The 26,620-nt window shown below is 38.6% G+C and carries 28 protein-coding genes; 13 read left to right on the forward strand and 15 right to left on the reverse strand.

Annotation, left to right across the window (positions count from 1 at the left end; genetic code table 11):
• Nucleotides 1–295: 295 nt before the first annotated feature.
• Complete coding sequence (locus GUA46_RS07695) at nucleotides 296–1,138, forward strand: 1,4-dihydroxy-2-naphthoyl-CoA synthase (RefSeq protein ID WP_108246048.1); 843 nt, start codon at nucleotides 296–298, stop codon at nucleotides 1,136–1,138.
• A gap of 690 nt (nucleotides 1,139–1,828) precedes the next feature.
• Here the strand turns inward: GUA46_RS07695 and GUA46_RS07700 are convergent.
• Nucleotides 1,829–3,163: a serine hydrolase domain-containing protein gene (locus GUA46_RS07700; RefSeq protein WP_176619993.1), complete on the reverse strand. Its 1,335-nt coding sequence runs from the start codon at nucleotides 3,161–3,163 to the stop codon at nucleotides 1,829–1,831.
• A 51-nt stretch (nucleotides 3,164–3,214) separates the two neighbouring features.
• On the opposite strand from GUA46_RS07700, the gene GUA46_RS07705 reads away from it, so the two are divergent.
• The 6 genes from GUA46_RS07705 to GUA46_RS07730 are packed head-to-tail and all read left to right on the forward strand — an operon-like array spanning nucleotide 3,215 to nucleotide 8,775.
• Nucleotides 3,215–4,087, forward strand: a complete 873-nt coding sequence (locus GUA46_RS07705) for a pirin family protein (protein WP_176619994.1) — start codon at nucleotides 3,215–3,217, stop codon at nucleotides 4,085–4,087.
• A 41-nt stretch (nucleotides 4,088–4,128) separates the two neighbouring features.
• The gene (locus GUA46_RS07710) at nucleotides 4,129–5,610 is read left to right on the forward strand and encodes an FG-GAP repeat domain-containing protein (protein WP_176619995.1); all 1,482 of its coding nucleotides are present in this window, start codon (nucleotides 4,129–4,131) and stop codon (nucleotides 5,608–5,610) included.
• The gene (locus GUA46_RS07715) at nucleotides 5,601–6,044 is read left to right on the forward strand and encodes a 3D domain-containing protein (protein WP_417942966.1); all 444 of its coding nucleotides are present in this window, start codon (nucleotides 5,601–5,603) and stop codon (nucleotides 6,042–6,044) included. The genes GUA46_RS07710 and GUA46_RS07715 overlap by 10 nt, the downstream gene beginning before the upstream one ends.
• Entirely contained in the window at nucleotides 6,031–6,693 is a 663-nt protein-coding gene (locus tag GUA46_RS07720) for a peptidoglycan recognition protein family protein (RefSeq protein WP_176619996.1), read from the forward strand. Before GUA46_RS07715 ends, GUA46_RS07720 begins: the two co-directional genes overlap by 14 nt.
• Nucleotides 6,690–8,138, forward strand: a complete 1,449-nt coding sequence (locus GUA46_RS07725) for a M14 family zinc carboxypeptidase (protein WP_176619997.1) — start codon at nucleotides 6,690–6,692, stop codon at nucleotides 8,136–8,138. The genes GUA46_RS07720 and GUA46_RS07725 overlap by 4 nt, the downstream gene beginning before the upstream one ends.
• 37 nt (nucleotides 8,139–8,175) lie before the next feature.
• Entirely contained in the window at nucleotides 8,176–8,775 is a 600-nt protein-coding gene (locus GUA46_RS07730; RefSeq protein ID WP_108247353.1) for a 3-keto-disaccharide hydrolase, read from the forward strand.
• 57 nt (nucleotides 8,776–8,832) lie between these two features.
• Here the strand turns inward: GUA46_RS07730 and GUA46_RS07735 are convergent, their stop codons facing one another.
• Both GUA46_RS07735 and GUA46_RS07740 read right to left on the reverse strand, forming a co-directional pair.
• On the reverse strand, nucleotides 8,833–9,771 hold the full coding sequence (locus GUA46_RS07735) for a 3-keto-disaccharide hydrolase (protein ID WP_176619998.1): 939 nt from the start codon (nucleotides 9,769–9,771) through the stop codon (nucleotides 8,833–8,835).
• Between the two features lie 74 nt (nucleotides 9,772–9,845).
• Entirely contained in the window at nucleotides 9,846–10,928 is a 1,083-nt protein-coding gene (locus GUA46_RS07740; RefSeq protein ID WP_176619999.1) for a vWA domain-containing protein, read from the reverse strand.
• A 215-nt stretch (nucleotides 10,929–11,143) separates the two neighbouring features.
• Here GUA46_RS07740 and GUA46_RS07745 point away from each other — a divergent pair, with 215 nt between their 5' ends.
• Together GUA46_RS07745 and GUA46_RS07750 are read left to right on the forward strand one after the other, a co-directional pair.
• Nucleotides 11,144–11,395, forward strand: a complete 252-nt coding sequence (locus tag GUA46_RS07745) for a MoaD/ThiS family protein (RefSeq protein ID WP_176620000.1) — start codon at nucleotides 11,144–11,146, stop codon at nucleotides 11,393–11,395.
• Between the two features lie 16 nt (nucleotides 11,396–11,411).
• Nucleotides 11,412–12,044: an NTP transferase domain-containing protein gene (locus tag GUA46_RS07750; protein ID WP_229418469.1), complete on the forward strand. Its 633-nt coding sequence runs from the start codon at nucleotides 11,412–11,414 to the stop codon at nucleotides 12,042–12,044.
• Here the strand turns inward: GUA46_RS07750 and GUA46_RS07755 are convergent.
• Genes GUA46_RS07755 through GUA46_RS07765 form a run of 3 tightly spaced genes read right to left on the reverse strand, consistent with a single transcriptional unit; the run spans nucleotide 12,041 to nucleotide 13,399 of the window.
• A complete protein-coding gene (locus tag GUA46_RS07755) occupies nucleotides 12,041–12,187 on the reverse strand; it encodes a hypothetical protein (RefSeq protein WP_176620001.1) in 147 nt (48 codons plus the stop codon). The genes GUA46_RS07750 and GUA46_RS07755 overlap by 4 nt on opposite strands.
• Before the next feature lie 58 nt (nucleotides 12,188–12,245).
• Complete coding sequence (locus GUA46_RS07760; RefSeq protein ID WP_176620002.1) at nucleotides 12,246–12,884, reverse strand: GntR family transcriptional regulator; 639 nt, start codon at nucleotides 12,882–12,884, stop codon at nucleotides 12,246–12,248.
• Between the two features lie 38 nt (nucleotides 12,885–12,922).
• Nucleotides 12,923–13,399 carry a DUF5004 domain-containing protein gene (locus tag GUA46_RS07765; protein ID WP_176620003.1) on the reverse strand — a complete coding sequence of 159 codons (477 nt, stop codon included), beginning with the start codon at nucleotides 13,397–13,399 and terminating at the stop codon, nucleotides 12,923–12,925.
• A 144-nt stretch (nucleotides 13,400–13,543) separates the two neighbouring features.
• On the opposite strand from GUA46_RS07765, the gene GUA46_RS07770 reads away from it, so the two are divergent.
• The 3 genes from GUA46_RS07770 (at nucleotide 13,544) to GUA46_RS07780 (ending at nucleotide 16,723) form a co-directional block, all read left to right on the forward strand.
• Nucleotides 13,544–14,335, forward strand: coding sequence for a hypothetical protein (locus GUA46_RS07770; RefSeq protein ID WP_176620004.1), 792 nt, complete (start codon nucleotides 13,544–13,546; stop codon nucleotides 14,333–14,335).
• Nucleotides 14,336–14,439: 104 nt separating this feature from the next.
• Nucleotides 14,440–15,810 (forward strand): aldehyde dehydrogenase, encoded by a 1,371-nt coding sequence (locus tag GUA46_RS07775; RefSeq protein WP_176620005.1) that lies wholly within the window; start codon nucleotides 14,440–14,442, stop codon nucleotides 15,808–15,810.
• 133 nt (nucleotides 15,811–15,943) lie between these two features.
• Nucleotides 15,944–16,723, forward strand: coding sequence for a universal stress protein (locus GUA46_RS07780; protein WP_176620006.1), 780 nt, complete (start codon nucleotides 15,944–15,946; stop codon nucleotides 16,721–16,723).
• A 493-nt stretch (nucleotides 16,724–17,216) separates the two neighbouring features.
• Here GUA46_RS07780 and GUA46_RS07785 read toward each other — a convergent pair whose 3' ends face one another.
• The 9 genes from GUA46_RS07785 to GUA46_RS07825 form a co-directional block, all read right to left on the reverse strand.
• Complete coding sequence (locus GUA46_RS07785) at nucleotides 17,217–17,576, reverse strand: hypothetical protein (RefSeq protein ID WP_119641543.1); 360 nt, start codon at nucleotides 17,574–17,576, stop codon at nucleotides 17,217–17,219.
• A gap of 240 nt (nucleotides 17,577–17,816) precedes the next feature.
• Entirely contained in the window at nucleotides 17,817–21,002 is a 3,186-nt protein-coding gene (locus GUA46_RS07790; RefSeq protein ID WP_176620007.1) for a DEAD/DEAH box helicase, read from the reverse strand.
• Between the two features lie 268 nt (nucleotides 21,003–21,270).
• Nucleotides 21,271–21,573, reverse strand: coding sequence for a hypothetical protein (locus GUA46_RS07795; protein ID WP_176620008.1), 303 nt, complete (start codon nucleotides 21,571–21,573; stop codon nucleotides 21,271–21,273).
• A gap of 980 nt (nucleotides 21,574–22,553) precedes the next feature.
• The gene (locus GUA46_RS07800) at nucleotides 22,554–22,973 is read right to left on the reverse strand and encodes a ubiquitination-like system serine protease family protein (protein ID WP_176620009.1); all 420 of its coding nucleotides are present in this window, start codon (nucleotides 22,971–22,973) and stop codon (nucleotides 22,554–22,556) included.
• A complete protein-coding gene (locus GUA46_RS07805; RefSeq protein WP_176620010.1) occupies nucleotides 22,963–24,150 on the reverse strand; it encodes a ThiF family adenylyltransferase in 1,188 nt (395 codons plus the stop codon). Before GUA46_RS07805 ends, GUA46_RS07800 begins: the two co-directional genes overlap by 11 nt.
• Nucleotides 24,125–24,403, reverse strand: coding sequence for a multiubiquitin domain-containing protein (locus tag GUA46_RS07810; RefSeq protein WP_176620011.1), 279 nt, complete (start codon nucleotides 24,401–24,403; stop codon nucleotides 24,125–24,127). Before GUA46_RS07810 ends, GUA46_RS07805 begins: the two co-directional genes overlap by 26 nt.
• A gap of 12 nt (nucleotides 24,404–24,415) precedes the next feature.
• Entirely contained in the window at nucleotides 24,416–25,432 is a 1,017-nt protein-coding gene (locus tag GUA46_RS07815; protein WP_176620012.1) for a type II toxin-antitoxin system antitoxin SocA domain-containing protein, read from the reverse strand.
• Nucleotides 25,429–25,782, reverse strand: coding sequence for a type II toxin-antitoxin system MqsR family toxin (locus GUA46_RS07820; RefSeq protein ID WP_176620013.1), 354 nt, complete (start codon nucleotides 25,780–25,782; stop codon nucleotides 25,429–25,431). Before GUA46_RS07820 ends, GUA46_RS07815 begins: the two co-directional genes overlap by 4 nt.
• A gap of 164 nt (nucleotides 25,783–25,946) precedes the next feature.
• Nucleotides 25,947–26,159: a helix-turn-helix transcriptional regulator gene (locus GUA46_RS07825; protein ID WP_176620014.1), complete on the reverse strand. Its 213-nt coding sequence runs from the start codon at nucleotides 26,157–26,159 to the stop codon at nucleotides 25,947–25,949.
• Nucleotides 26,160–26,351: 192 nt separating this feature from the next.
• Here GUA46_RS07825 and GUA46_RS07830 point away from each other — a divergent pair, with 192 nt between their 5' ends.
• A complete protein-coding gene (locus tag GUA46_RS07830) occupies nucleotides 26,352–26,579 on the forward strand; it encodes a hypothetical protein (protein WP_176620015.1) in 228 nt (75 codons plus the stop codon).
• Nucleotides 26,580–26,620: the final 41 nt, after the last annotated feature.

Genomic DNA, 26,620 nt, shown 5'->3' on the forward strand with positions numbered 1-26,620 from the left:
TGAAGGAATATAAAAATAGTAGAATTGTCAATCTCATGGTAAATAGGTTAGTGTTCACGTTAAAGATGGCATTGTTGAACCATTGTTACAGTTTCGATTGTCTATAAATAGGTTAGTAGTGATTTTCATAGGTAGTTGAAAAAAAATAAAACTACCTACAAGGATTGGCATACATTAAACTGTTGTCAATCATTAATTTAATCAAATTATTCTTTTAGTGGTGTCGGCAGGAGTAATTCAAAACCACCATGATCTAGAATTTCCGTTATTTTGTGATTCAATAAAAACTACAACTATGGAATCACCCAACTGGCAGACCGCCATGGAATTCGAAGATATTACCTATAAAAAATGTAATGGCGTGGCACGTATCGCCTTTAACCGCCCCGATATACGCAATGCGTTCCGCCCCAAAACCACCAGCGAACTGTACAAAGCTTTTTACGATGCGCAAGAGGATACCTCCATTGGGGTAGTGCTGCTTTCTGGCGAAGGACCATCTTCTAAGGATGGCAAATGGGCCTTTTGCAGCGGGGGCGACCAAAAGGCACGTGGACATAAAGGCTACGTGGGTGACGATGGTTACCATCGCTTGAATATTTTAGAGGTACAGCGTTTGATTCGTTTTATGCCCAAAGTGGTCATTGCCGTAGTGCCCGGATGGGCCGTTGGGGGAGGGCACAGCCTACATGTGGTGTGCGATATGACCCTTGCCAGTAAGGAACATGCCATTTTTAAACAAACCGATGCCGACGTTACCAGTTTTGACGGCGGCTACGGCTCCGCATATCTCGCCAAAATGGTAGGGCAAAAAAAGGCCCGTGAGATTTTCTTTTTAGGAAGGAACTATTCCGCACAAGAAGCATATGAAATGGGGATGGTAAACGCTGTTATCCCTCATGATGAATTAGAGGATACTGCCTATCAATGGGCCCAGGAAGTCTTGGCCAAATCGCCCACATCCATAAAAATGCTAAAGTTTGCCATGAACCTTACAGACGATGGCATGGTCGGACAACAGGTGTTTGCTGGTGAAGCTACACGATTGGCCTACATGACGGACGAAGCAAAAGAGGGTAGAAACGCATTTTTGGAAAAGCGTAAACCGGATTTTGGCAAGGACAAGTGGATTCCGTAAATCAATTTACAGCTACCAATAAACAATTTACAATTACCCATTGTCATTTTTTGAAAGAGTGAAATGGGTTTAAGCATCTATATTTCTCGACTGTGCTCGAAATGACAAGTAATGCACAACTGTAGTTGTCACATCGAGCGCAGTTGAGATGCGTCTTGGATTGATTCAGGATGGCCCTAAATAGAAAAGAGCCCTGCCGTTATGGTCAAGACTCTTTTACGAGAACACTATATGAAAATGAAAAAATTACTTTCGTTTTTTATTACATAATAAAAGTAGCTCACCTCTTCATTTCGTTGAAATTATTGTTGTGAAGTATCCGTTACCTGTTGTCATCTTTATATTTTATGTGATTCTGTACTTAGTTATTGGCTTGCCAGGGGGTATTTCTGACGCAGGATACGACTGAAGAATTTAGATTTCTCGACTGCGCTCTAAATGATCAGAGTAGTTGCCATATCGAAGAGGAGTCGAGATGCGTCTTGGATTGATTCAGGATAGGCCCAAATAGAAAAGAGCCTTGCCGTTATGGTCAAGACTCTTTTACGAGAACACTATATGAAAATGAAAAAATTACTTTCGTTTTTTATTACATAGTAAAACTACTACGAGAATTCCCGTAAACGAAATTATTGTTGTGAAGTACCCTTTTCCTGTGGTTTTTCGAACCTTTTTGTATATCTCATCGATTTATGGTACCGCTTTTACGATGTTCGACAGCACTCCGTTCACATCAAAATACGGTTCCTCGGCCAAACCTGTCCGTACAACGACCAAGTCTTTGGAAGGAATCATAAATACATGCTGACCTTCAAAACCATTGCAAGAAAACATATCCCTCGGCACATCGGGATATTTACCTTCTGCGTTCAGCCAAAAATGAGCACCGTAAGTGCCATTGGATTTAGCGGTTGGAGTTGTGATATAATCTACCCATGAAGCATCGAACAATTGTTCCCCGTTCCAATTTCCCTTGTCCAGATGCAATTGTCCAAAACGTGCCCAGTCCCGTGTACTCGCCCATGCGTAAGAAGAGCCCACATAATTTCCTGCAATATCCGCTTCCATAACCATGGAATACATCCCTATTTTATCGATTAAAGCGGAGTACGGGAAGTCCAAATACTCTTGATGGCTCCTAAATTGCTGCTTTAGTATTCCCGAAAGCAAATTTGTGGTTCCCGAAGAGTAGTTCCATATTTCTGTCGGTTTTGCAATCGCTTTTTTATCACGTTGGGCACGAGTCATATCACTGTCCAAGAACAACATCCGTGTAACATCGGATATGCTCGTGTAATCTTCATTCCAAGCCAATCCGCTTTGCATGCGGAGCAGGTGGTTCAGGGTGATATCTTTCCTTTCATCATCTTTCCATTCAGGAATGGGAGCGGGCCAATCCATTTCTAACTTTCCTTGGTGTTCCAAAATTCCATAGCAAGATGCTAAAACACTTTTGGTCATGGACCATCCCAAAATAGGGGTGTCCTTATCAAACCCATCAATATATTTTTCGGCAATCAAATGTCCTTTATAAAGAATTAGAAAGGTTCGTGTTTTTTGAGTTTCAGGCTCGGCGAAGGCCATGGCGATGGCCTTATTGATTTGATCCATATTCACATCGGCCAATATGGTGTCCAATGGAGCCGCTTGTCCGTAAGGATAGGGAATGGTATCGGCAGGTTGGTTTCGTTGAGGTCTTATTGTTAACGCTTTGGGGTCGTAATCATCATTGATCAAAACAGCTCCAAGACCCTCACGATAAACTGCGGTACGCTTCATCATTCCATAAACAGTGGATGATGCTGATTGCTCACCCTCATCAATCTCAGTAGATGCTATTTCTATCAAAGGTGCACTATTATCGTATTGATTCATACTGGCAGCAGAACGATGCGCCAGAAAGACGCCGGAGGCCACATTTTTGGCGGCATAACCGGAAATAATGTTCAGTTTGGGGTAATTTAGGTAAACGACAACTCCTATGATTACGAGAAGGAGCAGCAAAACACGTTTAAGTAGTTTCATGGTATAGGATGTATTTGTAACTTTCTGCTTCTAAATATAAACATTTAACACATGTCCAACATTGGATTGATCATTGAAGAGCGTAGCAGGGATATTGGCGATTTTTTGGTAGGAAGGCTGATTCCTTTCCGCAAGAAGCGTATGATCGGCCCTTTTATTTTTATCGACCATATGGGACCAACAAAATTGGGGCCTGAAAAGTATATGGACGTGGACCAGCATCCGCATATGGGCCTTTCCACTTTGACATTTATGTTGGAAGGTGAGATCAACCACGAAGATAGCCTCGGAACCCATCAACGAATCAAACCCGGTTCCGTTAACTGGATGACGGCAGGGAAGGGGGTCACCCATACCGAGAGAACACCACAAGATTTGCGCAACGGTAACTCGTTTACAGCGCATGGGTATCAAATTTGGGTGGCGTTGCCAAAAGAATTGGAAGACATGGAACCTCAATTCCATCATATTGATGGTGCGGATATTCCTAAATGGAGCGATGGTCCCGCAGAATTTAAACTGGTTGCGGGCGAAGGTTACGGAAAAAAATCCCCGGTACCCGTGCATTCCAATCTTTTTATGGTAGAAGTAATGGCAAAGGAAGCGTATTCCTTGAATGTAAACGGTAGCCTAAAAGGCGAAATCGGCATTTGTATAGTTGAAGGCGGCATTGAAGCCTGCGGAGAAACGGTCGGCGAAGGAAATATTCTAGTATCCAAAGTGGAGGACACCTGCAACATAAAACTAAAACCAAATACACATTTAATGTTGTTCGGTGGCGAACCTTTTCCAGAGGAACGTTATATTTATTGGAATTTTGTTTCTTCCAGTAAGGAAAAACTCGAAGAGGCAAAAAAAGCATGGGCCGATAAAACCTTTCCAATGATGGAAAACGACAACACCTATGTACCGTTACCCAACTAAACGTAAACCAACTCACTTAAAGTTTAAGACAGAACCGACCAATGCCGAACAAACCAAGTATTACCCCACTGCTTTTATTACTTCTAATTTTTATTTCTTCCTGTAAAAAAGAAAAACCGAAATCCCCGGAAGCTGAGCTCTATACAAAATACTGTGCCAGTTGTCATTTAGCTCCTAAATTGGACGAATTGCCCAAAGAAATATGGGAAAATTCGGTGCTTCCAGCCATGCTTGAGCGTATGGAAGTAGAAGGAATCAATGAAGATGCGAATGCAGAAACATCAGGCTTTAGACCAAAACTCACCTTTGAAGAATGGGTTCAGATTCAGACCTACGTACTATCCAATGCACCAGAACATTTGGAAACCATAGATGTACCCAGAGCAGATACTTTGAACCAATTTGTGGCCAAGCCATATGCCGTTGATGAACAAAATGGTGGTATGATCACTTATTTGGAGTTTCTTCAGAATAAAAACCAAGTCCACTATGGAGATCTCACCGGGACTTTAGGGTCTTTTAATTTTGACCAAGAAGCCTCCGAACAAATCTATCAAGGCAAAACACCTATAACTTGGTACAGTAAAAAAGATTCCATGGAAATTATCAGTGAGGTAGGAATCATTCGTCCATCCGAATTGGAAAAAGGAAAAATACTTCGCAAAATTGGAACGGATACCTTAGCTGTAAACCAAAGTTTTCATAGGCCCGTCCATACTTTATTGGAAGATTTGAACGGTGACGGCAAAAATGAAATCATCGTGAGCGAGTTCGGCAATGAATCCGGTCGGTTGTCTCTTTTGATCGAGAACGAATCTGGAGGGTATGACAAAAAAGTATTGCTCAACCTACCCGGTGCCATACGTACTGTGGCAAAGGACATGAACAACGACGGAAAACTAGATATTGTAGCCTTAATGACCCAAAGTAACGAGAGCATTACTGTTTTCCATCAGACTGAAGATTTAGTGTTTGAAGCTAAAAAACTTTTGGAGTTCAGCCCTATATTCGGAACAAGTTGGTTCGAAATAGTAGATTATAATGGGGATGGTTTAGATGACATTATAACAGTTCAAGGGGACAATGCGGATATTTCGTATGTGCACAAACCCTATCACGGTATGCGCATCTATCTCAATCAAGGAAACAATGAGTACGCTGAATCCTATTTTTATCCCATGTACGGTGCTACAAGGGTACTTTCCAGGGATTTTGACCAAGACGGCGACATAGATTTCGCCCTGATCAGCACATTTCCCAATTATATGGAGTTTCCAGAACGCTCCTTCGTGTATTTGGAAAACAAGGACTCGGATACTTATGAGTTTTCTACAAAAATATTGGAAGACCCCGCTTTGGCACGATGGTTTTTGATGGATGCTTCGGATGTTGATAATGATGGTGACCTGGATATAGTACTTAGCTCCTTGACCTTAGGATTCACGCCGGTTCCCGATGTGTTGTCCGACCGATGGAACAACACCAATGTGGACATTATGCTCTTGGAAAATTTATTGCATTGAAAAACTGTGTTTTCATACTGATCATTATTCTTGTGGGATGTTCATCAAAAGAAGATGAAACAAAGCCCAACAAAAAATATGATTGGTACGGACACGAAGTCACGGCTTCTGCCTATAACTCCGTATTTTGGCAAACGGATAGTATCAACCCTTCCGTTGCGGCTTGGGGAGATACCTTAAAGCCCGGCATGAAAGTCATCGCAGTATCCAGAGACCTTATCAAAAAAGGATTGACGTACAATACCATGGTAAAAATCGATACTTTCCCAGATACATTTTACGTGAAGGACAAAATGCATTGGCGTTGGCGAAACCGTATTGATATTTACATGGGTAAAGACGTAAAAAAAGCACGGGAATGGGGCAGAAAAAGATTGATTATCTGTTATGCCGTTCCCATCGATTCCATAAATACTACAAATGAAGAAGATTAGTTTACTTTTATGGGGACTGGCCTTGGGAGCATGCTCAACTCAAAAGGAAATTGTGGATATTCCCATTATTTTTGATGAACAACGGATTGAATTGACCAAGGAATACCTGTTGAATAGGTACGAGTTGGAGCAGGATACCCCGGAAATAACGCCTAAAATGGTAGTGCTGCATTGGACGGCCATTCCATCCCTAAAAAAATCGTTCGAGGCCTTTAATAGGTCCACATTGCCCAATTGGCGGCCCGATTTGGTGAACGTAAGTGGACTAAACGTAAGCTCTCATTTTCTGGTGGATCAAGATGGCACCATATACCGTTTAATGCCGGAAACCACCATGGCAAGACACACTATTGGATTAAACCATTGTGCCATTGGTATAGAAAATGTGGGCGGTACCGAAGGGTTGCCCTTGACCAAAAAACAGTTGCGCTCCAATATCTATCTGGTGAACTATTTAGCATCAAAATATGATATTGATTATGTAATCGGTCACCAAGAATACACACTTTTTGAAGGACATCCGCTTTGGCTGGAGGTAGATGATGGTTATCGTACCAAAAAAACCGATCCAGGAATGGATTTTGTGGAAAAGGTTCGAAATGCCACCAAAAAATTTAACTTTAAACCTGTTCCAACAAAAAAACAATGATAAAGCAACTTTTACTTTCGGCTGTCTTTCTACTAGTTTGCAATGTACAGGCTCAGGATGAACTTACCTCCAAGCTGTATGAAACTTATGATGATTACAAAGAATCGAGCATTGGAAAACGGAGGATAAAACACGCCGACATCCAACCCTTAATCGAAAAATTTAAAGCGAACCCTAAGTTTGAAGTCCAAAAGGTAGGGGAGTCTATTCAGGGGCGGGATATACACTTGATAAGCATTGGTTCCGGGGACAGCAATATATTTTTATGGTCCCAAATGCACGGTGATGAGCCCACGGCCACCCAAGCTATTTTTGACATCCTTAATTTTTTGGATGCCCCTGAATTCAAGGAAGAGAAGGAAGCAATCTTATCCAAGTTAAAACTTCACTTTTTACCAATGCTCAACCCAGATGGCGCCGAAGTATTTACGAGAAGAAATGCCTTGGGAATCGATATCAACCGCGATGCCCTGCGCTTGCAGTCTCCCGAAGGGCAAACTTTAAAGCGTCTTCGTGATAGCCTTGATGCCGATTTTGGTTTTAACCTTCACGACCAGAGCAAGTACTACAATGCGGAACGGACCGATAAGCCGGCGACTATTTCATATCTCGCCACAGCATATAATTACGAAAAGGACATCAACGATGTTAGGGCCAATGCCATGAAAGTGATTGTTTTTATGGATAAAATCATACAAAACTATGCACCAGGACAGGTTGGTCGGTACAGCGATGATTTTGAGCCTCGTGCCTTTGGTGACAACATTGCTAAATGGGGGACTAGCCTTATTCTGATAGAATCTGGAGGCTATCCAGGCGACCCGGAAAAACAAGAGATTCGCAAGCTGAACTACGTTTCCATTCTTTCGGCGCTGTATACTATTGCCAACCAATCGTACAAGGATATTCCCATTGAAGATTACGAAAAAATTCCCCACAACAATCGTATGTTGTTCGATTTAAAGATAGAAAACATCACTTATGAGCTTTTGGGCAATGACTATATTATTGATTTGGGAATAATCAACTACGAGGTAGATTTAAAAGACCACAACGAGTTCTATTACAAAAGTTCGGTTGCCGACCAAGGGGACCTATCCACTTATTATGCTTACAAAACCTTTGATGCGAAGGGTTACAGCATCGTTCAGCCAAAGGTGGCCAAGGTGACTCGAATTGATAATCCCATGCAGTTGTTGCAGGATGGGGTGGCCTATGTAAAAACGGAGAAGCCAGAGAAAAGCACTTTTGTACACTTTCCGTTGATATTGGTAGATGAGAAATTTGAATTAAAAAGTTTTAGTATGCAACCGGGAGCAAACCCGACATTCTTTCTAAAGAAAGATGGGAAATTGACGCACGCCGTCATCAATGGTTTTTTGATAGACCTTTCCAAGCCTTTGGAACAACAAAATACAGGAAACGGTCTGATTAATGGTAAATAGATTTTAGAAACAGTAAATAACCCTTTAGCACATAAAAATGAAGAAACAGATTTTAGTAGGATTATGCCTTTTGGCAGCACAATTGACTTTTGCACAAGAGTCTATTACTCTTTTTAACGGTAAAAACTTGGATGGTTGGGTAAACCACGGAGAGGAAAAATGGTTTGTAGAAGATGGTGAACTCATCTGCGAAAGTGGTCCAAAAGGTGAATATGGCTATTTGTCCACAGATAAATTCTATAAAGATTTTGAATTGACCTTGGAGTTTAAACAAGAGGCCGATGGTAACAGCGGTGTTTTTATCCGTTCTACTTTTGAAGGCACCAAAGTAACCGGTTGGCAAGTAGAGGTTGCCCCTCCAGGAAAAGATACGGGTGGAATCTACGAATCTTACGGGCGAGGTTGGTTGATAAAACCAGACCCTGAAAAAGACAAAGCCCTAAAAATGGGGGAGTGGAACACTATGAAAATCCGTGTGGAAGGTCCCAAGGTAACTTCTTGGCTCAATGGGGTTGAAATGGTTCATCTGGAAGATGAAAAAATTGGAGAGGGCGAAGGCGCCATCGCATTACAGATCCATGATGGAGGAGGTATTCGCGTAAAATGGCGAAACATAGAACTTATCCCTTTGGATTAAGAAAAAAGAAAAGCCCGATTGCTATAATCGGGCTTTTTTTATTTGAATTATGAATCTTTAATTCTTTAAAGGAGTAACTTCAAAAGCTCTGTATTCAATAGGTCCGTGGTCTCCCTGAATCATGAATGGTCCAGGCTGGCCTTCTTTACTGTCCAAAGCTCCACCTGTAATACCTGGAATAGTGGCATCAGAAATAACGGTTTTGCCGTTAAGTGTTACCGTTACCCGTCGTCCTATCAATGTAATATCATACGTCTGCCATTCGCCAGCAGGTTTGGAGGCATTCTGATTAGGTTCCAAAAAGCCATAAACACCTCCCAAATAGATATCGGCAGGTTCCAAACCTTCACTATCCACAATTTGAACTTCATAACGACCACGTAAATAAACACCGCTATTACTGCCCTCGGGATAACGGAACTCTACGTGCACTTTAAAGTCCTGGAATTTTTCATCCGTAATCAAATTAGATCCTGATTCAGGACTGGTCAAAATGCCATCTTTTACCATCCATTGGTTTTTTTCGCCATCTACGTGCCAACCAGTAAGATTCTTACCATTGAACACCTCAATGGTTTTTCCCCATTTTGGATTTTCGGTGTAAGGCAGTTCAGGTGCTTTCACCCCGGTCCAATGAATAATGGAACCATCAGTATAGATCATTGTACCTTTCAATTCTTCACCATCCAATTCGCCATGGAAGATCATATCGCTGCCTTTGGGCTCCCATTGATTGGGAATACTAAAGGTAAAATTGTTCTCCCCATAAGTTTCCACTTCGGCAATGGGTCTTGCGCTACCAAAAGCAAACACAAAGCGTCCCAATAACGTAGCATTTCCAGAATGTTTTATTTCCAACCAAGAAGGGGAGGGCTTGCCCATAAAATCCATTTCCAAATCCCATCTGCCCTCTAACGGACTGATGTGTTGGGCATAAAGACTGCTGGCAAATCCTAAAAATAGGGTGCAAATAAATGTTTTTCTAGGGTTAATCATAGTTATGTTCAGTTTAATTGCTGAACAAGATACGGTATAATCCCAAATTTAACTAGTTTAACGAGTATGCTGACTTATTCGCAACCTCCTATAAACCCTTTGGCACTGAATTTGGTCTGAACGGCTCCCTGTAATCCATTGTGGGTAAGTTGAATCACTAGGTTGCTTTCACCACTACCATCACGTTTTGGTGTACAATATTCGAACAGGTAATAGCTTCCCGCTTGTTCCTCCACACGTTCGGATATATCGTTGAAAGTATTTTCCAACTCTTCGGAATTGCTTGCAAACACACTGGCTGTTTTCCCAATTTGCTCCAAAACTTCGGTATCGATTTCGGCACCAAGTCCAATAGAGAAGAAAGAGATGTTTCTGTCCGCTTCCTCGACCACGCGTAGCGCATCGGACTCCCTGTAACGGGATGCTTGGTCGGTACCATCGGTGAACAATACTACGGAAGCAGCATTGATCACATCAGAATTTTCATCCAATAAATCTTCTGCAATGTTTGTTGATTTGATTACCGCACCGTACAAATCTGTTGATGGGTCACTACTGATGTCCGCTGTGATTCCATCCACAGAAGCGGTTAGTTCTTCAATAGAAAACGTCAATGGGTTCAAAAGGTGAAGTTCGTCCTCTCCATCAAACCAATAAATGGCCATTTTGAAGGATTCTGAACCAGGCGAGGGCATTACATTATTGATAAAACTTGTGGTAGCTACCTTTAATTCATCCAAACTACTTTCCAAAACACTGTTGCTCAAATCCAATACCAAGAGGGTATTGTTGTTGAAGACCTGTGAATTAGGGGAAATTCGTGCAAAAGATTCTGATGATGATATGGAGTTAAAGCAATCATCGTTCCTACCTTGCTCATAAATCGAGAATTGGTCGGCGGATAGACCTGAAATAGGATTTCCCATAAGGTCGGACACCCTAAAAAGAATAGAAACTTTACCAGGTTGGGTAGTATATTCATCCTGAATGGACAATAGAATCTCATTTTCATCAAAACCTAGACAATCATCTGGTTCTTCTCCAAGACCAAGTTCCCTGTCATCAATGTCAAAACTCACATCATCATCAGCATTTCCACAAGAGAATAAAATAAGTCCAAGGGATATAAGGAAAGTAAATCGAAGTATATTTTTCATTTTCATATAAGTTAAGGTTCTGCATGCAAAACGCCGAATTTAAAGGAAAAGTATGTATGATGACCAGAATTAAATTAAAGAAAAGTTAAAAGAAATTCCTGCTTGTTAAAATGATAGGCGTTCGGGCAATTTTTAATATTTTCACCTTTTAATATAACCTACCAGCCTATCTAACCAAGATTCAAAACAAACAATAACGCTAATAGGTTGATATTATGACTATACTATTGTTCGGAGCTACCAAAGATATTATTGGGACTCCAACATTGTCGGTACCCACGGCAAGCTTGTCCGGAAAAAAAATACCCAATACGGTAGGTGAACTCAAAAAATTTTTGGAAAATACGTATCCAGAACTCAAATCCATACCGCAGGTGACCGTTGCCGTGAATCAAAATTACGCATCGGATGGTGACAGGATCAATTCGTATGACGAAATTGCACTGATACCTCCACCACAGGTATGATTCCTAATACAAGCCTTTGAACACAGAACACAAAAAAATAGCAACAAAACATCCCCCCAAATTATTCGGTCTGGTACTTTCCGGTGGTAAAGGTTCAAGAATGGGAAGGGATAAAGGGCTCGTAGATTACCATGGAACTCCTCAGCGGGAATATTTGTACCACCTGTTAAAAGAGGTCTGCGATAGCGTTTTTTTAAGTATACGGTCAGAACAACTACAAGAAACTCCACCAAGCTTTAACACTATCGTGGACCAAAATGAATATAAGGGACCATTTAATGGTATTTCAAGTGCTTTTAATGCCCACTCAAACGTTGGTTGGTTGATAATTGCCTGTGACTTACCGTTCATGGACCTACCGTCGTTACAGCAATTGGTAGGGAAAAGAAACCCTGGGAAATCAGCAACCGCCTTTAAAAATCCAAATACGGGCAATCCTGAACCGTTATGTTGTATTTGGGAGCCTAATGGGTTGCAAGAAGCTATGAATTTTCTCAAGAATTCCGATTATCCAAGCCCAAAACAATTTCTAATGGATGCTGAGATTTTACTTGTTCAGCCTAAAAATGAGCAAGCGTTGTTCAATGCCAACTCATTATCGGACTATGATTTTGTGAAAAGTAAGCTGAAAGAGCAGGAGCGGGGCTAGTTTTTTGGAAAAGCCCTTTTATGATTGTCCAGATCTAAGGTTTCAAAATCTTGGAAAGTTCCACAAGAAATCTGTCTTTTTACCAGTGATTTGGATTTCTTTCTCTTGGTGCGCGATTCTATTTCTTTGTTCAAGTAATTCATGGTGAATTATTTTACCTAAAAACGAAATTAGAATTATTTTAGTGTGACAATCAGAAGATTAACCATTTTTAACACTGATTTGTGCTTCAATATGTTCCAAAATGGACATCCAGTGCATACGTAGAATCAATGCAGCGGTTGGCACATTGTCTTCTTGTATAGCATCTATCACGGAACGTGTCTGCGTACTCAGTTTTTTGAAGAATCCATGATCTTTAATAAAATCGTGTTCATAAAAATGAAGTCGAACTTTCAGGTCCTTTAAAATTTGTAAGAGCACTTTATTTGGGCAATGCTGTACCAAATGATTGTGAAAATTGAATCTGGCCCGTAACCCTTCTGTCATAGTGGTGATTGCTTCAAGTTCGGACTGCATTTTGGCCAAGGCTTCCATTTCATCAGTTTCAAACTTTGAATTCTCCAAGGCCATCACTTCCAATTGAGCCACAATTTCGATTAAGTTCTTGACTTCTTGTTTGGAAAGCTTGGCTACCACAAAACCGCGGTTGGGTATTGCCTGAATTACTTGGGCTTGCTCCAATTGGGTCAATGCTTCACGAATGGGCGTTACACTAATGCCCGTTGCCCGGGAGAGAGCCGCCAAATTAATCGTCTTGCCTACTTGCAATTCCCCATTTTGAATCTGCTGCAATAAATGTTCTTTGATCTTATCTCTTAAAGCCGACAACTTAGCCATACGCAAAGGTTAGTGTTTCTTAGGGCAGCAAGTCAACACTATTGTTTTTCATAGATATAAGATGACACTCCTGGCAATTCTTCATCCTTGTTCCAAATGAGCTGGTTTCCCATCAATTCAAAATTGCTGTTCAAAATGCTACTTCCTTGAAAAGCTACGTTAGAACCATCGCTTGCCCAGGCACCTGTAGCAAGATTGGTTCCGGTACAATCCACATAGTACCTGTTATTGGTGATGGAATTGATCGTAAAACTAGATTGCTCAAACTGGTAGGTGGTATCTGCATTAAAAACTATGCTGCCCGACACACAATCCTCTTCTTCCATCAAATTAGTGGATGTCTGTCCATCACCATCCACATCGACTTCGCTACTTAAATTAACCTCTACCAAGACCCAAGTGCCTACAAGTTCTGCATTGGAAAATCCAGATTGACCATCGTCACCATCCTCACTGCAGGACATCATCAATACAAGTGTAAACATCAATAAGATAGATAGTTTGATTTCTTTCATGAGATTGTTTTAGCTCGATGAAATTAAGACAATTTCAAGGAAAAAGGTTCAATCAACCCTGCATTTCATCGAATTGAATAAGCTCCTTTACACTAAAAATGAACGTGTTTCGTTGTTCTACCAACACATCTATAACCAAATAACATGAAGAAACTTAATCTACGAAATGTAAGCATCGCGTTTTTCACCATTGCCTTTCTTGGCTTTCAATCGTGTAGCGAAGACGGGATGTCCGGTGATGGAGAAACCCTTTCACAAGCAGAATTACAGACTATTTTGAATACCGACGATATTGCCGGAGCTGTTGATACGGCCCTAGCGGAAATAATTGGCGGGAATTCGGACGAAAGTGTCACCGTTGGCAAGGAAGGCGAATGCTATTCCACTGAATATACCGAAACAGGTTTTGTCGCAACTTTCAATAATTGTGTGCTCAATGGTACCGATAATATAAACGGAACCGTTACTGCCACTTACGAAGTAGGTAGCGAGATGACCACTTTTATCGCCACATACCAAGATTTTTATGTTGGGAACATCAAAGTAAATGGGACCAGAACATTTGAGATTTCCTCAAGTACGGAGCAAACCTCGGTATCGTTCTCCATTATCAGCGATATGTCCATAGAAATGGAAGATGGCTCCGTGATTTCCGAAAACGGTACCAAAACGTTTACCATTGCTTTTGGTGACAGCTTGGAAGGCACCATGATTTCCATCTCCGGAAGTTGGAACGTAGAAGCCGATGGAAACGTTTATGCCGTTGAAACTTTGGAAGACCTTCAAGGGAGCGCTGCCTGCGAACATATGACCACAGGAACCATGGTGGTTTCCAAAAATGGATTGGCCGTTACCGTGGATTTTGGAAATGGCGAATGCGACGACGTGGCCACACTTATTTATCCGAATGGGGCTACCGAAGAGATTTCTCTTTAAACACACTACACAACATAATGAAAAAGCATCGGTAAGCCCGGTGCTTTTTATATTTTGGACAGGTTACTGCTTGTTTGTTTATATTTAAGGAAACAATCAGTTTTATGGTAAAGCAATTGGTGGCCGCCCAAAACGACTTTTTTGCCACACAGAAAACCAAGGATATAGGCTATAGAAAACAGTATCTAAAAAAACTGCAACAAGAGATTGTGGATCAGGAGGATGCTATTTGTGATGCGCTCTATGCCGATTTTAAAAAGCCAAAGTTCGAAAGTCTGGCCACAGAGACCCAATTGGCACTTGCGGAGCTAAAACATGCCATAAAAAACATAGATACATGGAGCGAACCCGAAAGGGTTTCCGGCTCTTGGTCCAATTTTCCGTCAAAGGAATGGATACAGCCGGAGCCATATGGCAAAGTGCTTATTATTTCACCTTGGAACTATCCGTTTATGTTGGCCATTTCACCGCTGATAGGTGCTTTGGCAGCTGGCAATACAGCTATATTGAAGCCATCGGAGTACAGTGTGCATACCTCCAAGATTATTTCGCAAATAATCCGCAAAGTTTTTCCGCCCGAGTACGTAACCGTAATTGAGGGTGGAGTAGAGGTGTCCACTCAATTATTGGCCGAGAAGTGGGAATACATATTTTTTACCGGTAGTACCCAAGTGGGCAAGATCATATACAAAAGTGCCGCGGAACATCTTACCCCGGTAACACTGGAGCTAAGCGGTAAAAATCCTTGCATTGTGGATGAAACGGCTTCCATAAAACTGGCTGCCAAGCGAATAGCTTGGGGGAAATTCATCAATGCCGGGCAAACCTGTATAGCCCCGGACTACATTTTGGTGCATAAAAATGTGAAAGATGCTCTCGTAGATAACCTTAAAAATTCCCTCACCGAGTTTTATGGAAAAGATATGGAAACATCAGGTGATTTTGCTCGAATTGCTACTGGTAAACACTTCGAGGAACTTAAAGGAATGCTTGAAGGGCAGAAGATAATTTTTGGAGGCAAGTTTGTGGATGCCGATCAATATTTAGCCCCAACTTTAGTGGATGAACCCGAACTGGACAGTACCATCATGCAAGGGGAAATATTTGGCCCCATTCTGCCCTTGATTTCCTATACGGATGAAAGCGAACTGGACAGCTATATTTCCAAATACCCAAACCCATTGGCATTCTATATGTTCTCCAGTGACAAAAAGTTCCAAAAACGCTTAATGAGCCGCTATTCCTTCGGCGGTGGTACTATAAACGATACCGTAATCCATATCAGCAACAAGGATTTACCATTTGGTGGAGTAGGGCAATCCGGGATAGGGGGATACCATGGTAAACATACTTTTGACCTGTTCTCGCACCATAAATCCATTGTAAAAAGAGGCACTTGGTTAGATGTGCCTTTACGTTACGCTCCTTATAGTTTTTCAATTATTTTGATTAAAAAAATAAAGTATTTGTTTTAAATTATTAATGAAATAGCAATTTTTGATGCCTTCATTTAAAGGAATCTCATTTTATTATTAAATAAAAGTTAAACACCTGATTCATAGGTTTTTTGACGCTAACTTTAAGAGTATCAGTCATAAACAAACGCCTATGGAAGCAGCAGCAAAGAAGTATCATATTTCCGTATTGCTGGACATGTCCAAAAGTTCCGCATTTGTGCTCACCAGCGCTTTGGAGCTGGCCAAGCAAATCGATGGCGCTTTGGAGGTTTTCCACGTAAACCCCTACAATACACGGAATGGAAAAAGGAGCTCAATGACCAAAGATTATGATTCTTCACAAGCTCAAATTAAGGAGCTGATCATAAATATGGGGAAACAAGAGCATTTGCCCGTTACCTATAAAATGGAGCATGGAAGGGTAAAACATAGAATAAGGGACTATTTGGCACTACATAGACCAGATATTTTGGTTTTGGGCAAGCGTAGGCCCAGGTTTGGGATTTTCTCGGAAAGCATAACCGATTTTGTAATCAACCAAACAAGCCATACGAATGTGCTTATTTTGGGCGAGGACGACAAATTTCACACGTTCAAAGATATTAACCTTGTTTTTTTTGGAAATGAACTCAAGGCTTCCAATTTAGAAGTAATCAAGGACTTAACCCGCAATAGTGAAAAACCTGTCCGACATTTTGATATTTCCCAAGATCAACCGCAAAAAACCGAATTTCCTTGGCACAAGACAGTTTCATACAAATTTTCGAAAGGTGTCAACGCTTTGGATGGTTTGGTGAATTATGTTTCTCACACCAATATACAATTGTTGTGTGTTCCTAAAAAAGCAGGCAAACGTATTATGCTTAAAAACAATCCAATTAAGGCAATTATCCGAAAAACCAAAGTACCGTTATTGATTTTGCCGAAATAAGTTGTCGGGTGGGGTTATGCTGGTTTTGAAACATTCTATTTTACATAATGTAAATTATAGTACAAATGTCGTCATGTTGTATTTTAAGGGTTTCGCCATTGGTAAGCTATAATTTTCCATTATGTAAAATATCCCTCATGTAAGCGTTATTTATTGAAATTTACAACGGGGTTATGAATAATCCCTATTCGGTGTGCTGCGCACGGTTCATTTTCATTTGTACCATAATTTGTCGTTATATTTAATTGCCGCGCGCAAACGCTCGATTGTTTTGTACATAAAAATGTTGATCACATTTTTCCCTACACACAATTTGCCCACGCTTGCCCCGGCCAAAAGCAAAAATTTTCTGCCCAAATTGAACTATGTTCTTAGTTTTATGCTTAGAGAAGAAAAGTTCAGAATATTCTCGACAACTTGTCGCAAAAGCTTAAAATTTAGCGGAGCATAAATCTCTAAGCACTTGCTAGCATCCTGCCAAAAAGGAACTTCGCTAGCTTTTACTCTTTAAGTGCTCTATTCTTTCTTCCTCTCTTTCCTTTAAGTACCACCATTCGGTATTATCTTTCTTTCTGGTTATTTTTACAGCACCAACCTCGTGAAGAAGTTGTCTTATTTCGTCCTCAGTGTAACCACCAATATTTTGTTTAAGAGCTTTCATAGAACGATCTATGAACTTTTTGTGCCAAAGTAAATCAGTTAATATTGATTTGACAGTTTCCTTACTTTGATTTTCTAATCGGAACATTTCAAAATTATGTTGGAATTGTCTCTTTTGAAGACCATAATTTATCCAGCCCGTTAGCAGTCCTCCAACAACCACTCCTATTAAAGCCCAAATTGCATCACTCATGTCTTAAAATTTTATGTTAATTCCTTTTATCTTTTTTCTTGATAAAAAAGAAACAAAAAATCAAGAAGAAAATATGCTTCCAAGCGCTCTTTGTGTCTTATAGCTTCGCTATTTGGGCGTAAACGCCCACACACAAAGCCCAGGGCAATGGCTCTTTGTGCCCAGCCACAAATTCACCCCGACGCCGGCCCGCATTTTCTTCATTCCATTCATAATAACTTTTTAAGTATTTCTACAATGTTATGTATTAAAATAGCACTTCAATTTGGTTTCTGTCATTTCAGCAATAGTTGAATAAACAGAGCCTAAAAAATCAATCATATCATTTGATAAGTTTTTCCTTTCTACCCCAGGTTGAGCAATTGCAAACTCAAATACAACATCTGTGTACTTAAGAGCTTTCCTTATTTTTTCAATTTCTTGCAGACTACCGTGGAAAAACCTTTTTTCTCTAAGAACTCCCATGCCATCTCTCCTTTCCATGTGTTTTAATAGTTCTTCAGGCTTCCATTTATACCGAAGAGATACTATTGCTTGTCCACATACTTCATATAAATCAGATATTCTTGCTCCAGATTTTTCTTTAGAATACTTACAGTGTATTAATTCAAATCGTATAACATCTTCATTAGAAAAAACTGCTATTACATCTGCTTTCTCACCAGAATTATCATCATTAAAAACAACTTTAGCTCCTCTATTCACAAGTGTATTCATCATGTATTCTTGTATCGAATTTTCTCTTTTAACTCCTGATTTATATAATGACTCAATTCGATAGTTTACGTTCTCCCATTTGAGTACCTCAATGCGATCTTCAGGTATTTTGTCATATAATGAATCTCCATAATCCGTATGAATACATCCAGAAATTGTACAGCCATTCAATAAAAACATTGTTGGTGGATTCTCTTCAAAAAACTTTTTTAAAGGCATCGGTTCCATTTTAAGCCCTTCAATGCTATATGTACTATTGTCCAAGCCGTGAACCGTAAAGCCATTTTCTCCTCCAAGAATTATGGAAAACGTGATTTCTTCATTATATAAAATCAATTTAAAATCAGCTTTCTGTGCTTCACATTTTTGAGTTGTTAAGGTACACTCGGAGAGTAAAAATGAATGCGAATGAGTTTTCTGTATGGTTAGCTTATGGATTCTCGAATAAAGTTCTTCCGCCCAATCCGTTGCAAGAATTATTATTCCTTCCGGAAAGGTCTCCAATTGTATTTTTTTGGCAGAATCTACTAACAATTGATTTGAATCAATGTTTTCATCCGTAATTAATCTACCCATATTTAAACACCAGGATTTCCACTCTTTCAAATCTCCTATACGAGCTGGACTCCATAGCTTACCTTTTACCGAAGCTCCTACGCTTACTGGTTCACCATCTCTAAATCCAATTCCTACGAAATCTGATTTTTTACTTCTTTTGCCTTCCTGCCATCTGCTTAGCTCTGTTGTAACATCCGCTCCGCTTAATCTTGAATATCTATGTAATTGATTAGCTGGTTTAAATATTCCTGCATGCACAATGCTTAATCTTTTTATTGAATCAAAAGAACGGAAAACGCAATCTCCTTTAAGCAAATTTGGTTCAGCTTTGGTTATTTTTTCAACTAAATAATCAACATCCATTCTTTTTTCCGAATATCCAACATATAACATCTCAGTTTTTGTATCATGATGCAGTACCACAAGATTCCAAGTTTGATCCTTTAAAGCATCTGTTCTAGCCCATTTTACCTTTTCACGTTTTTGTGTGGTGAAATAAAATATATTTTCTTCTTGGTTTATATAAGGCTGTGAAAGAGCATATTTTTTTAGGTTGAAAGCATTTTTGAACAATGCCCAATCTACTTTTTTGCAACGATAGGACATACAACTTAAAGCAGGGTAAACAAGTCTTGGGTTTAACTCTATATCGGGCGAATCAAAACCTGAAAATGGTTTGCAGCCTTGTAGAAATGCTAGTAAAGATTCTGCTTCGGCTTTTTTTGCATCAGCAATTTCACTTATTACTTTTTCCCATCCAGAACCTTCTTGAAACAAGTTTTCAAGTTCAACAGACATTTTCTCCTCAGCATAGTTTACCACAAAAGAAGCATCACCAAGTCCTTCTTTGGGTCTTGTGAATCTTCCAATAAACTGTAAAAGAACTGACAAAGATTTATGTATTCCATGTACGGCAGCAATTTTAAATTCAGGAAAGTCAAACCCTTCTTTAAGCATTCCGACGCAAACAATTATATCAAATTCTCTTTTCTTAATTTGCTCAATAATTTGTTTTCTACCCTTTGTATTTGAATGAATTAAGACAATCTTTTCATCTGGAAACCACTTTTTGTAACTGTGATATAATTTTTCAGCAGGTAATTTTTTTTCTGCTCTTACCATCATACAATGGTCCTTCCATCCTTTTTCTCTATCCTGTTTAAGCCTTGCCATAGCAGCATCTGCAATAGCTTTGTCTTTCTTTTTTGGATGACGTTCATCAACAGTAACCAGTGAGATCTTGGAAAAGCATTCATCCTCCAAAGCTTTAGATAAAGGGTAGTTGTATACCATTTTACCTTCTATTGGCTTACGGTCGTTTCTATAAGGGGTAGCGGTAAACTGGACAACTTTAGATTTGTTCAAGAGGATTTTAATTTCTTCCCATTCACTAGCGGTAACGTGATGAGCTTCATCAAAAAACACATGTGTAATAATATTTTTAAGCTTTTCTTTTACTTCTTTAGGAGCCCTAGCAATTAACGCTGGAGTAGATACTATCACATCCGCAGACTCTAAAAAACTAATTGAGCCTTCATCAGAGATGGTCTTATTTAAAATTATAGTAGTTGGATTTGGAAAATCCTTAGGTATCACACCAAGCTTGCGCAAAATCCCCCAGTTTTCAAACTTCTCAGCAATTTGTAGTTTTAACTCAACCGTTGGAACTATTACCAATGTTCTTTGTGCCTTATCTGCTAAGGTGGTCACTAACATTGTTTCAGTCTTTCCTGTTCCGGTAGGCAGAACTATGGTTGAGATTTCATCTGACACGGACCAGTGAGATAGGAGTGCATAAATTGCTCCTTTCTGTGCCGGTCTCAATTCAAAACCTGAGTCACCTACTCCATTAATGTTTACTTGATGATAGCGTTCTTTATAGTCCCCTATACTACTTTTAACACATCCTTTTATTTTATATTTCCTTTTGTTTTTACCTCTCCCCTTCTCTAATTCAGCTTTAAAAGAAATTCCCTCATGCGTTATGTTGAATGAATCATCTTTATCATGAATAGCATTAAAACTTCGTTTTGCCTTTTCAAATGCTAGCTGAGACATTACTCCTATTTTTCTTTTTTCATGCCTGTAGTAAATGGCATCCGTTGTCTGTAGCTGTATTTCGTATGGCAAATCCAAAGTCTTTTGTGTCATTGTAAAATCTAACAATCTTTATTGAGTACATATACCCGTTTAAGGGTATTTATGGGGGAGAAAACAAAAGGAAGTAAGTTAATAGTTTTGAGTACTTCAATATAGGAATGTATTGTTAAAACGTGTTATAGAAAAACCTTAGAAATTGTAGGGTTTTCCCGCAATTTTAAGCAACGGGTTCTAACCAGACATAATAAATTTATTGACTTCACACAAAAAATCCTTCCAATATAAATTAGAAGGACTTTAAATCATATATTAATAAATATCAAGCTTTGAGTATAGATAGTCTAGAGGATAATTTTATTAAAAAATTGACATGAGAACATGTTTGAGATACACAATCGAAAATATATTTTTTTGGTAAACCCAATACTCTGTTTTCAATACTATCAGATAGCATGTTTTGCAAACCATCTACATGGCCTTCCAGAGAATTTACATCGAAATGATCATCAATGATGGCAATAATTTCAAGGATCGCCTTCTTTTGTTTTGAATCCGTCAAAGAGAGTTCCTTTTTTAATCGTTGGTACCACTCTTCATGGATTTCGTTTTTTCTTGTAGACATAAAGAAATTTTAAAAGCGGAGCCACCCCGTCAGCCCTGTCTACACAGTCTAGGACTGGAAGCGGTACTTTCGCGGCCGCTGGACTTGTAAGCGACTCCTTATCGATAAATAATTGTTTTAGAAATTTCCTAAAACTGTGTAGACGCGATAAATATACAAATGTTTATAATATACACATGTACTCCTTACCCATTCCATACACTTTTACCTCCCCCAATTCACGGGTTCGGCAAAATAGTATTCATTACATTTTTTAATAGGAAGATTTTAGCTCAACTTTTCTGGAAGTTTAGGGAAGTAAGCTTTGCTTTATTCAAAGCAAAGAAACATAACGCGAGAACATTATAGTACAAATGTCGGCGTATTGTATTTTAGAGGTTTCGCCATTAGATAGCTATAATTCTCCATTATGTAAAATATCCCTCATGTGAGCGTTATTTATTGAAATTTGCAACGGGGTCATTAATATTTTCCAATTCGGTGTGCTGCGCACCGTTTGTTCTCATTTGTACCATAATTTGTCGTTATATTTAATTGCCGCGCGCAAACGCTCGATTGTTTTGTACATAAAAATGTTAATCACATTTTTCTCTACACACAATTTGCCCACGCTTGCCCCGGCCAAAAGCAAAAATTTTCTGCCCGAATTGAACTATTTTCTTAGTTTGATACTTAGAGAAGAAAAGTTGTTGATAATCCTGCCCAGAACCCGCATAAGTATAAAATTTGCCCGCAAATTTCCATACACATGCTACTTGAAGTCTATTTGAGGTTTCCCTTTCTTTTTTCTTGATAAAAAAGAAACAAAAAATCAAGAAGAAAATATGCTTCCGCGCGCCCTTTGTGTCTTATAGCTTCGCTATTTGGGCATAAACGCCCACACACAAAGCCCAGGGCAATGGCTCTTTGTGCCAAGCCACAAATTCACCCCAACGCCGGCCCGCATTTTCTTCTGGCCATCCACCTTTATGAGCTTAACATTATTTAAACCAACTTCTGAATTTTGACCAAATTGATTTATTTTTTACCGGAGAGACTTCATCTAAAATATCTTTATTTTGTTCTTCAGCCGACTTTTCGTAATACTCCTTTTTTGCGATAAAGTCAGAGTTCTTAACCTCTTCTATTTCTTCTTTACTCCATTGGGTAGACCATTCAATTTTATTCTTTCTAATCCAATAATGAGACTTACAAGCCAAACTCCAATTGCCAATCGAAGGATAAAGTGAGATTGTTTCTCCATCAAAAGTTACGCTCCATTCGGCAGGTGATAAGGGGGTTACAACCTCATTACCACAACCGCAAGCACATTTGTGCATTACTATCTCAAAAGAAATTGAAACATAAATAGTGTCATCTTCCAATTTCTCTGGCATATGTTCAACGAATTCATGCTTCATAATCATCATTAAATATTGAGTTGCCATCAATGGAATATAAACTATGCATTTCCTTATCTATGTCATAGTAAAATCCACACATTTTTTTCCATTTAATTACTGCCAAGGAAGCATTCAAAGCATTTAGTTCGGCAATCTGAATATTTTGTCCATACTCATCATTTTCATCCCCATCTGCGAAAGAAATCCTTCCTTTAGAAATTATTTTGTCTATATTCCCCTCATCTGATGAAGTCACTCTGATTATACCAATTAGGGAATTATTCTCTGTAAGCTCGATGCCCATTCCAACATCAATAAAACTTATTTCTTTTTTACTTAAATATTCAATGATGATTTTTTTAGATTCCCCATTATCAATACATATGAAAACAAAGTCTAAATCATCTAGTTCATTCAAATTTGAGGCAATGACATATTTAGAATTAGCTATGATATTGGAATGCATTCTAGAATAGATTCCATACCAATAATCTACCTTTTTAGGTGTTTCTTTTAATGTTTCTGCTTCAGGTGTGCCTGGAGCACGAAATGCATTATGTAATTGAAATTCATCATTATCAAAAATTCTAATTTCTTTAACCGGACATTTCGATATAAAATCAAGCAAATAAGAACCAGTCCCCCCTACTCCTATTATCCCAATTTTATACTTTTCTAATTTAGAAGATATAGCTGAAATGCCAGCTCTACTGGAATTAGTATCAGGGTAGTTAAATACAGAATTTGAGTTCCCTGATTCAACTAGTCTGAATGTTTTTGGTGTTAAAGTATTATCAATGGAGATTGCTGGACCACTGATTATGTTTATATAAGTTGTCATTTTTTGATAGTAGTCCAAATAACCGCCCAATGGTTTATTTGAGAATGACCGATCTACTTCAATGTCTTTGGCAAGAACAGATTTGTTTTGTCCATGAATTAAAGCAGATATTATAGAGCCATCTTTATTGCACGGTTGTTCGCCTTGAAAATATGCAACATGATTGTTGGGACGCCCAGCTTTAATTCCAGAAATTGTCAATACAGAAACCAATGTTCCGAACTTGACTTTCTTGGAATTATCAACATAAGGTATGTTACTTATAAGAATATGACTTCCTTTAATTGAAATTTCATATCCCTCATCCCTTAGTCTTTTTAAATCAGGGCTATGATCGATTAGTTTGTGTGACATTAAATCTCATTCCATCCTTAACTACAATTTCATCTCCTTTAACCATAATACCTTCCGGTTTTCCATTATCTCCTTTTTTATACGTTACTGTATATGACACATTGGGGTCTTGTGAAACCGAACCAAAAGCAAGTATTACAACTTGATCAAAATTAATTTTCTTTTCTGCCCAAATCTTCTCTCTAGCATTAACCAAAATTTTAAACTCCTTATTTTGCCCTGGAGCTTCTCCTTTACCTTTATTCTTTTCCATAACTTAATTTTATTAGATAGTCTTAAGGCTAAATCCATAATCCTTATAACTAATTATACTTTGCTCTTCTTTATTCTCTTTCCAAGCCAACTCTTCATGGCTTAATTCTTTTATTTCATTTGCACTATACCATTTAAACTTATTAGATACCATTCTCATCACATCAAGTTCAAATTCATCAAAAAGATGTTCGTTGAAAGTCAATTTTGGAACAAAAAATGAACCTTCATAGTCTCGTTCTTCTATATAAACTCTCCTAAGCTGCTCTCCTTTGCTAATCTCATCATATAATTTTCCATATCTAGAGGGGACAGGGCCATATTGAATAGCCCGATAATCCAATCCAGAAATACCAAACCCAGAATTCTTGAATGCTAAAAAGTCAGAATAGAATAGCATTTTATTCAATTTGGTTTTCCAAGTTTCTGCGTTTTCCGAAAAGAAAAGTATCATATGCGAAATTTTCTCAAGACTTGGCATTTTATAACCAGTATATTGATCTGATGAAATTTTCCCGAATAATTCCTTCATATTCTGATCATGAAATTTGCTGGCTGTTTCAGAGCTAACCAACTCATCTATAGTCTTATTGATTTTGTGAAAATCTCTAGGGTCGATTAATTCTTGATTTGATATTAAATAAAGTCTAAATGTCTCTGGATCAGCAGCGCCTAATATTTGTCTTCCATTCCCAACGCTCGGCACCTCTCCCTGTTCATAAAGACGGTAACTATTGGCCCCGAAGCCTAAAATTTCAGACATTTTTGTTGCCGAAATTTTATATTTCTCTCTAATTTGTTTTATCTGGTCTGGAAAAGGAAGCCCGTATTTATCTCTGTATTGATTGTAAACTTGATTAATATTAATAGCATCCAATTCACTAGTTGTGAATTCCTCGCCGGTGTCTTCACAAACATAAAAATGCTCAGTAATTTCAAAGTCATTTTTACGAAACGTTAGATTACTCTTCTTTTTCTTCAATATTGCTTGCCCATTAGAAAATGGACTGTCTATTTGATTGTAAATCATTTTAACGGATATTTTATTGGCCTAACTGGATAATGAAAGCTAATACATATTACAGGCTTTCCAAATGAGCCTAAAGTAATTTTAATATATATCTCCTTATTCTTTATTTTTTTTCCAAACTCCCACAAATCTGCCCCACCATTGGAATCTTTGGCGGGTCCCTTATAATAGTCTTTGTATGATAAATTTTTCAAATGCTCTCTAACGGTGACATTAGTCAACTCTAAATCCAACATTGTTTGTAGATTGGCGGTTCTTTCTCTCTTTATAATTATACCTACCCCACCTATATTGGCACTAATTTTGGCTCGAAATTCCTGTAAAAACAATTCCACTTCTTCTTTTGTCATTCGCTTCTAGATTACAGGATTTTACATATATTCAACTTTACAGTGGCAAATATACGAAATTATTTTAAATAATACTTTAAAGTTGATTTTATAAGAAAATATTTATTTTTTTTCAACTTTAAAGTGACATAAAGCTGCTTTACTCAGCAGTAACAGAGAAATAGCTATAATAAGGTAGGTACCAAAAGCTCACGAATATCCACACCTAGAGCCTCCGCAATTACTCGCAAAGTTTCAAGTGATGGTTGCATTTCATTTGTACACCATCGGGAAACGGTAGTTCTGCTCTTCCCTACTTTTTCAGCTAGCCATTTATTGGTTCTATCCTGTTCTGCAAGGACTACTCTAATTCTATTGATTGGCTTTTTAGTGCTCATATGAATCGTTTTACGTTAAATCTGTAGCATTTTAAACAAACTTAGTTTTCTAATTCGCATTTAATAATTAACTTTAAACGAATCTTATGATTCGTTTTAGTAATATTAAATGTCGTTTTAGTTAATTTTTTAATATTAAAACGATTAATTATAGTCTTTTACGGTTTTTTCAACAATTAAATAACCAACTATATGAGATCCACCGAGATTAACCTACTCCCCCTACTCTCCTATTTTGAAGAATGCCATGATGGAGATTTACTTTCCTTTACGCAATGGTTGGACAAGGCCATTTATATGTTCCATTACCTACCCACGGATTCTTTTTCAGAAACGGAACGCCAAAATGTTTGTCATGTACTCATGAAGTTAAAAGAAGCTGTTCTGAAAATCCATATTGAGCAAAATAATTGTGCCTAAAACCCATTCCATACACTTTTACCTCCCCTACTCTTTGCAGG

Source organism: Flagellimonas chongwuensis (assembly GCF_013376415.1).
GTDB classification, from domain to species: domain Bacteria; phylum Bacteroidota; class Bacteroidia; order Flavobacteriales; family Flavobacteriaceae; genus Flagellimonas; species Flagellimonas chongwuensis.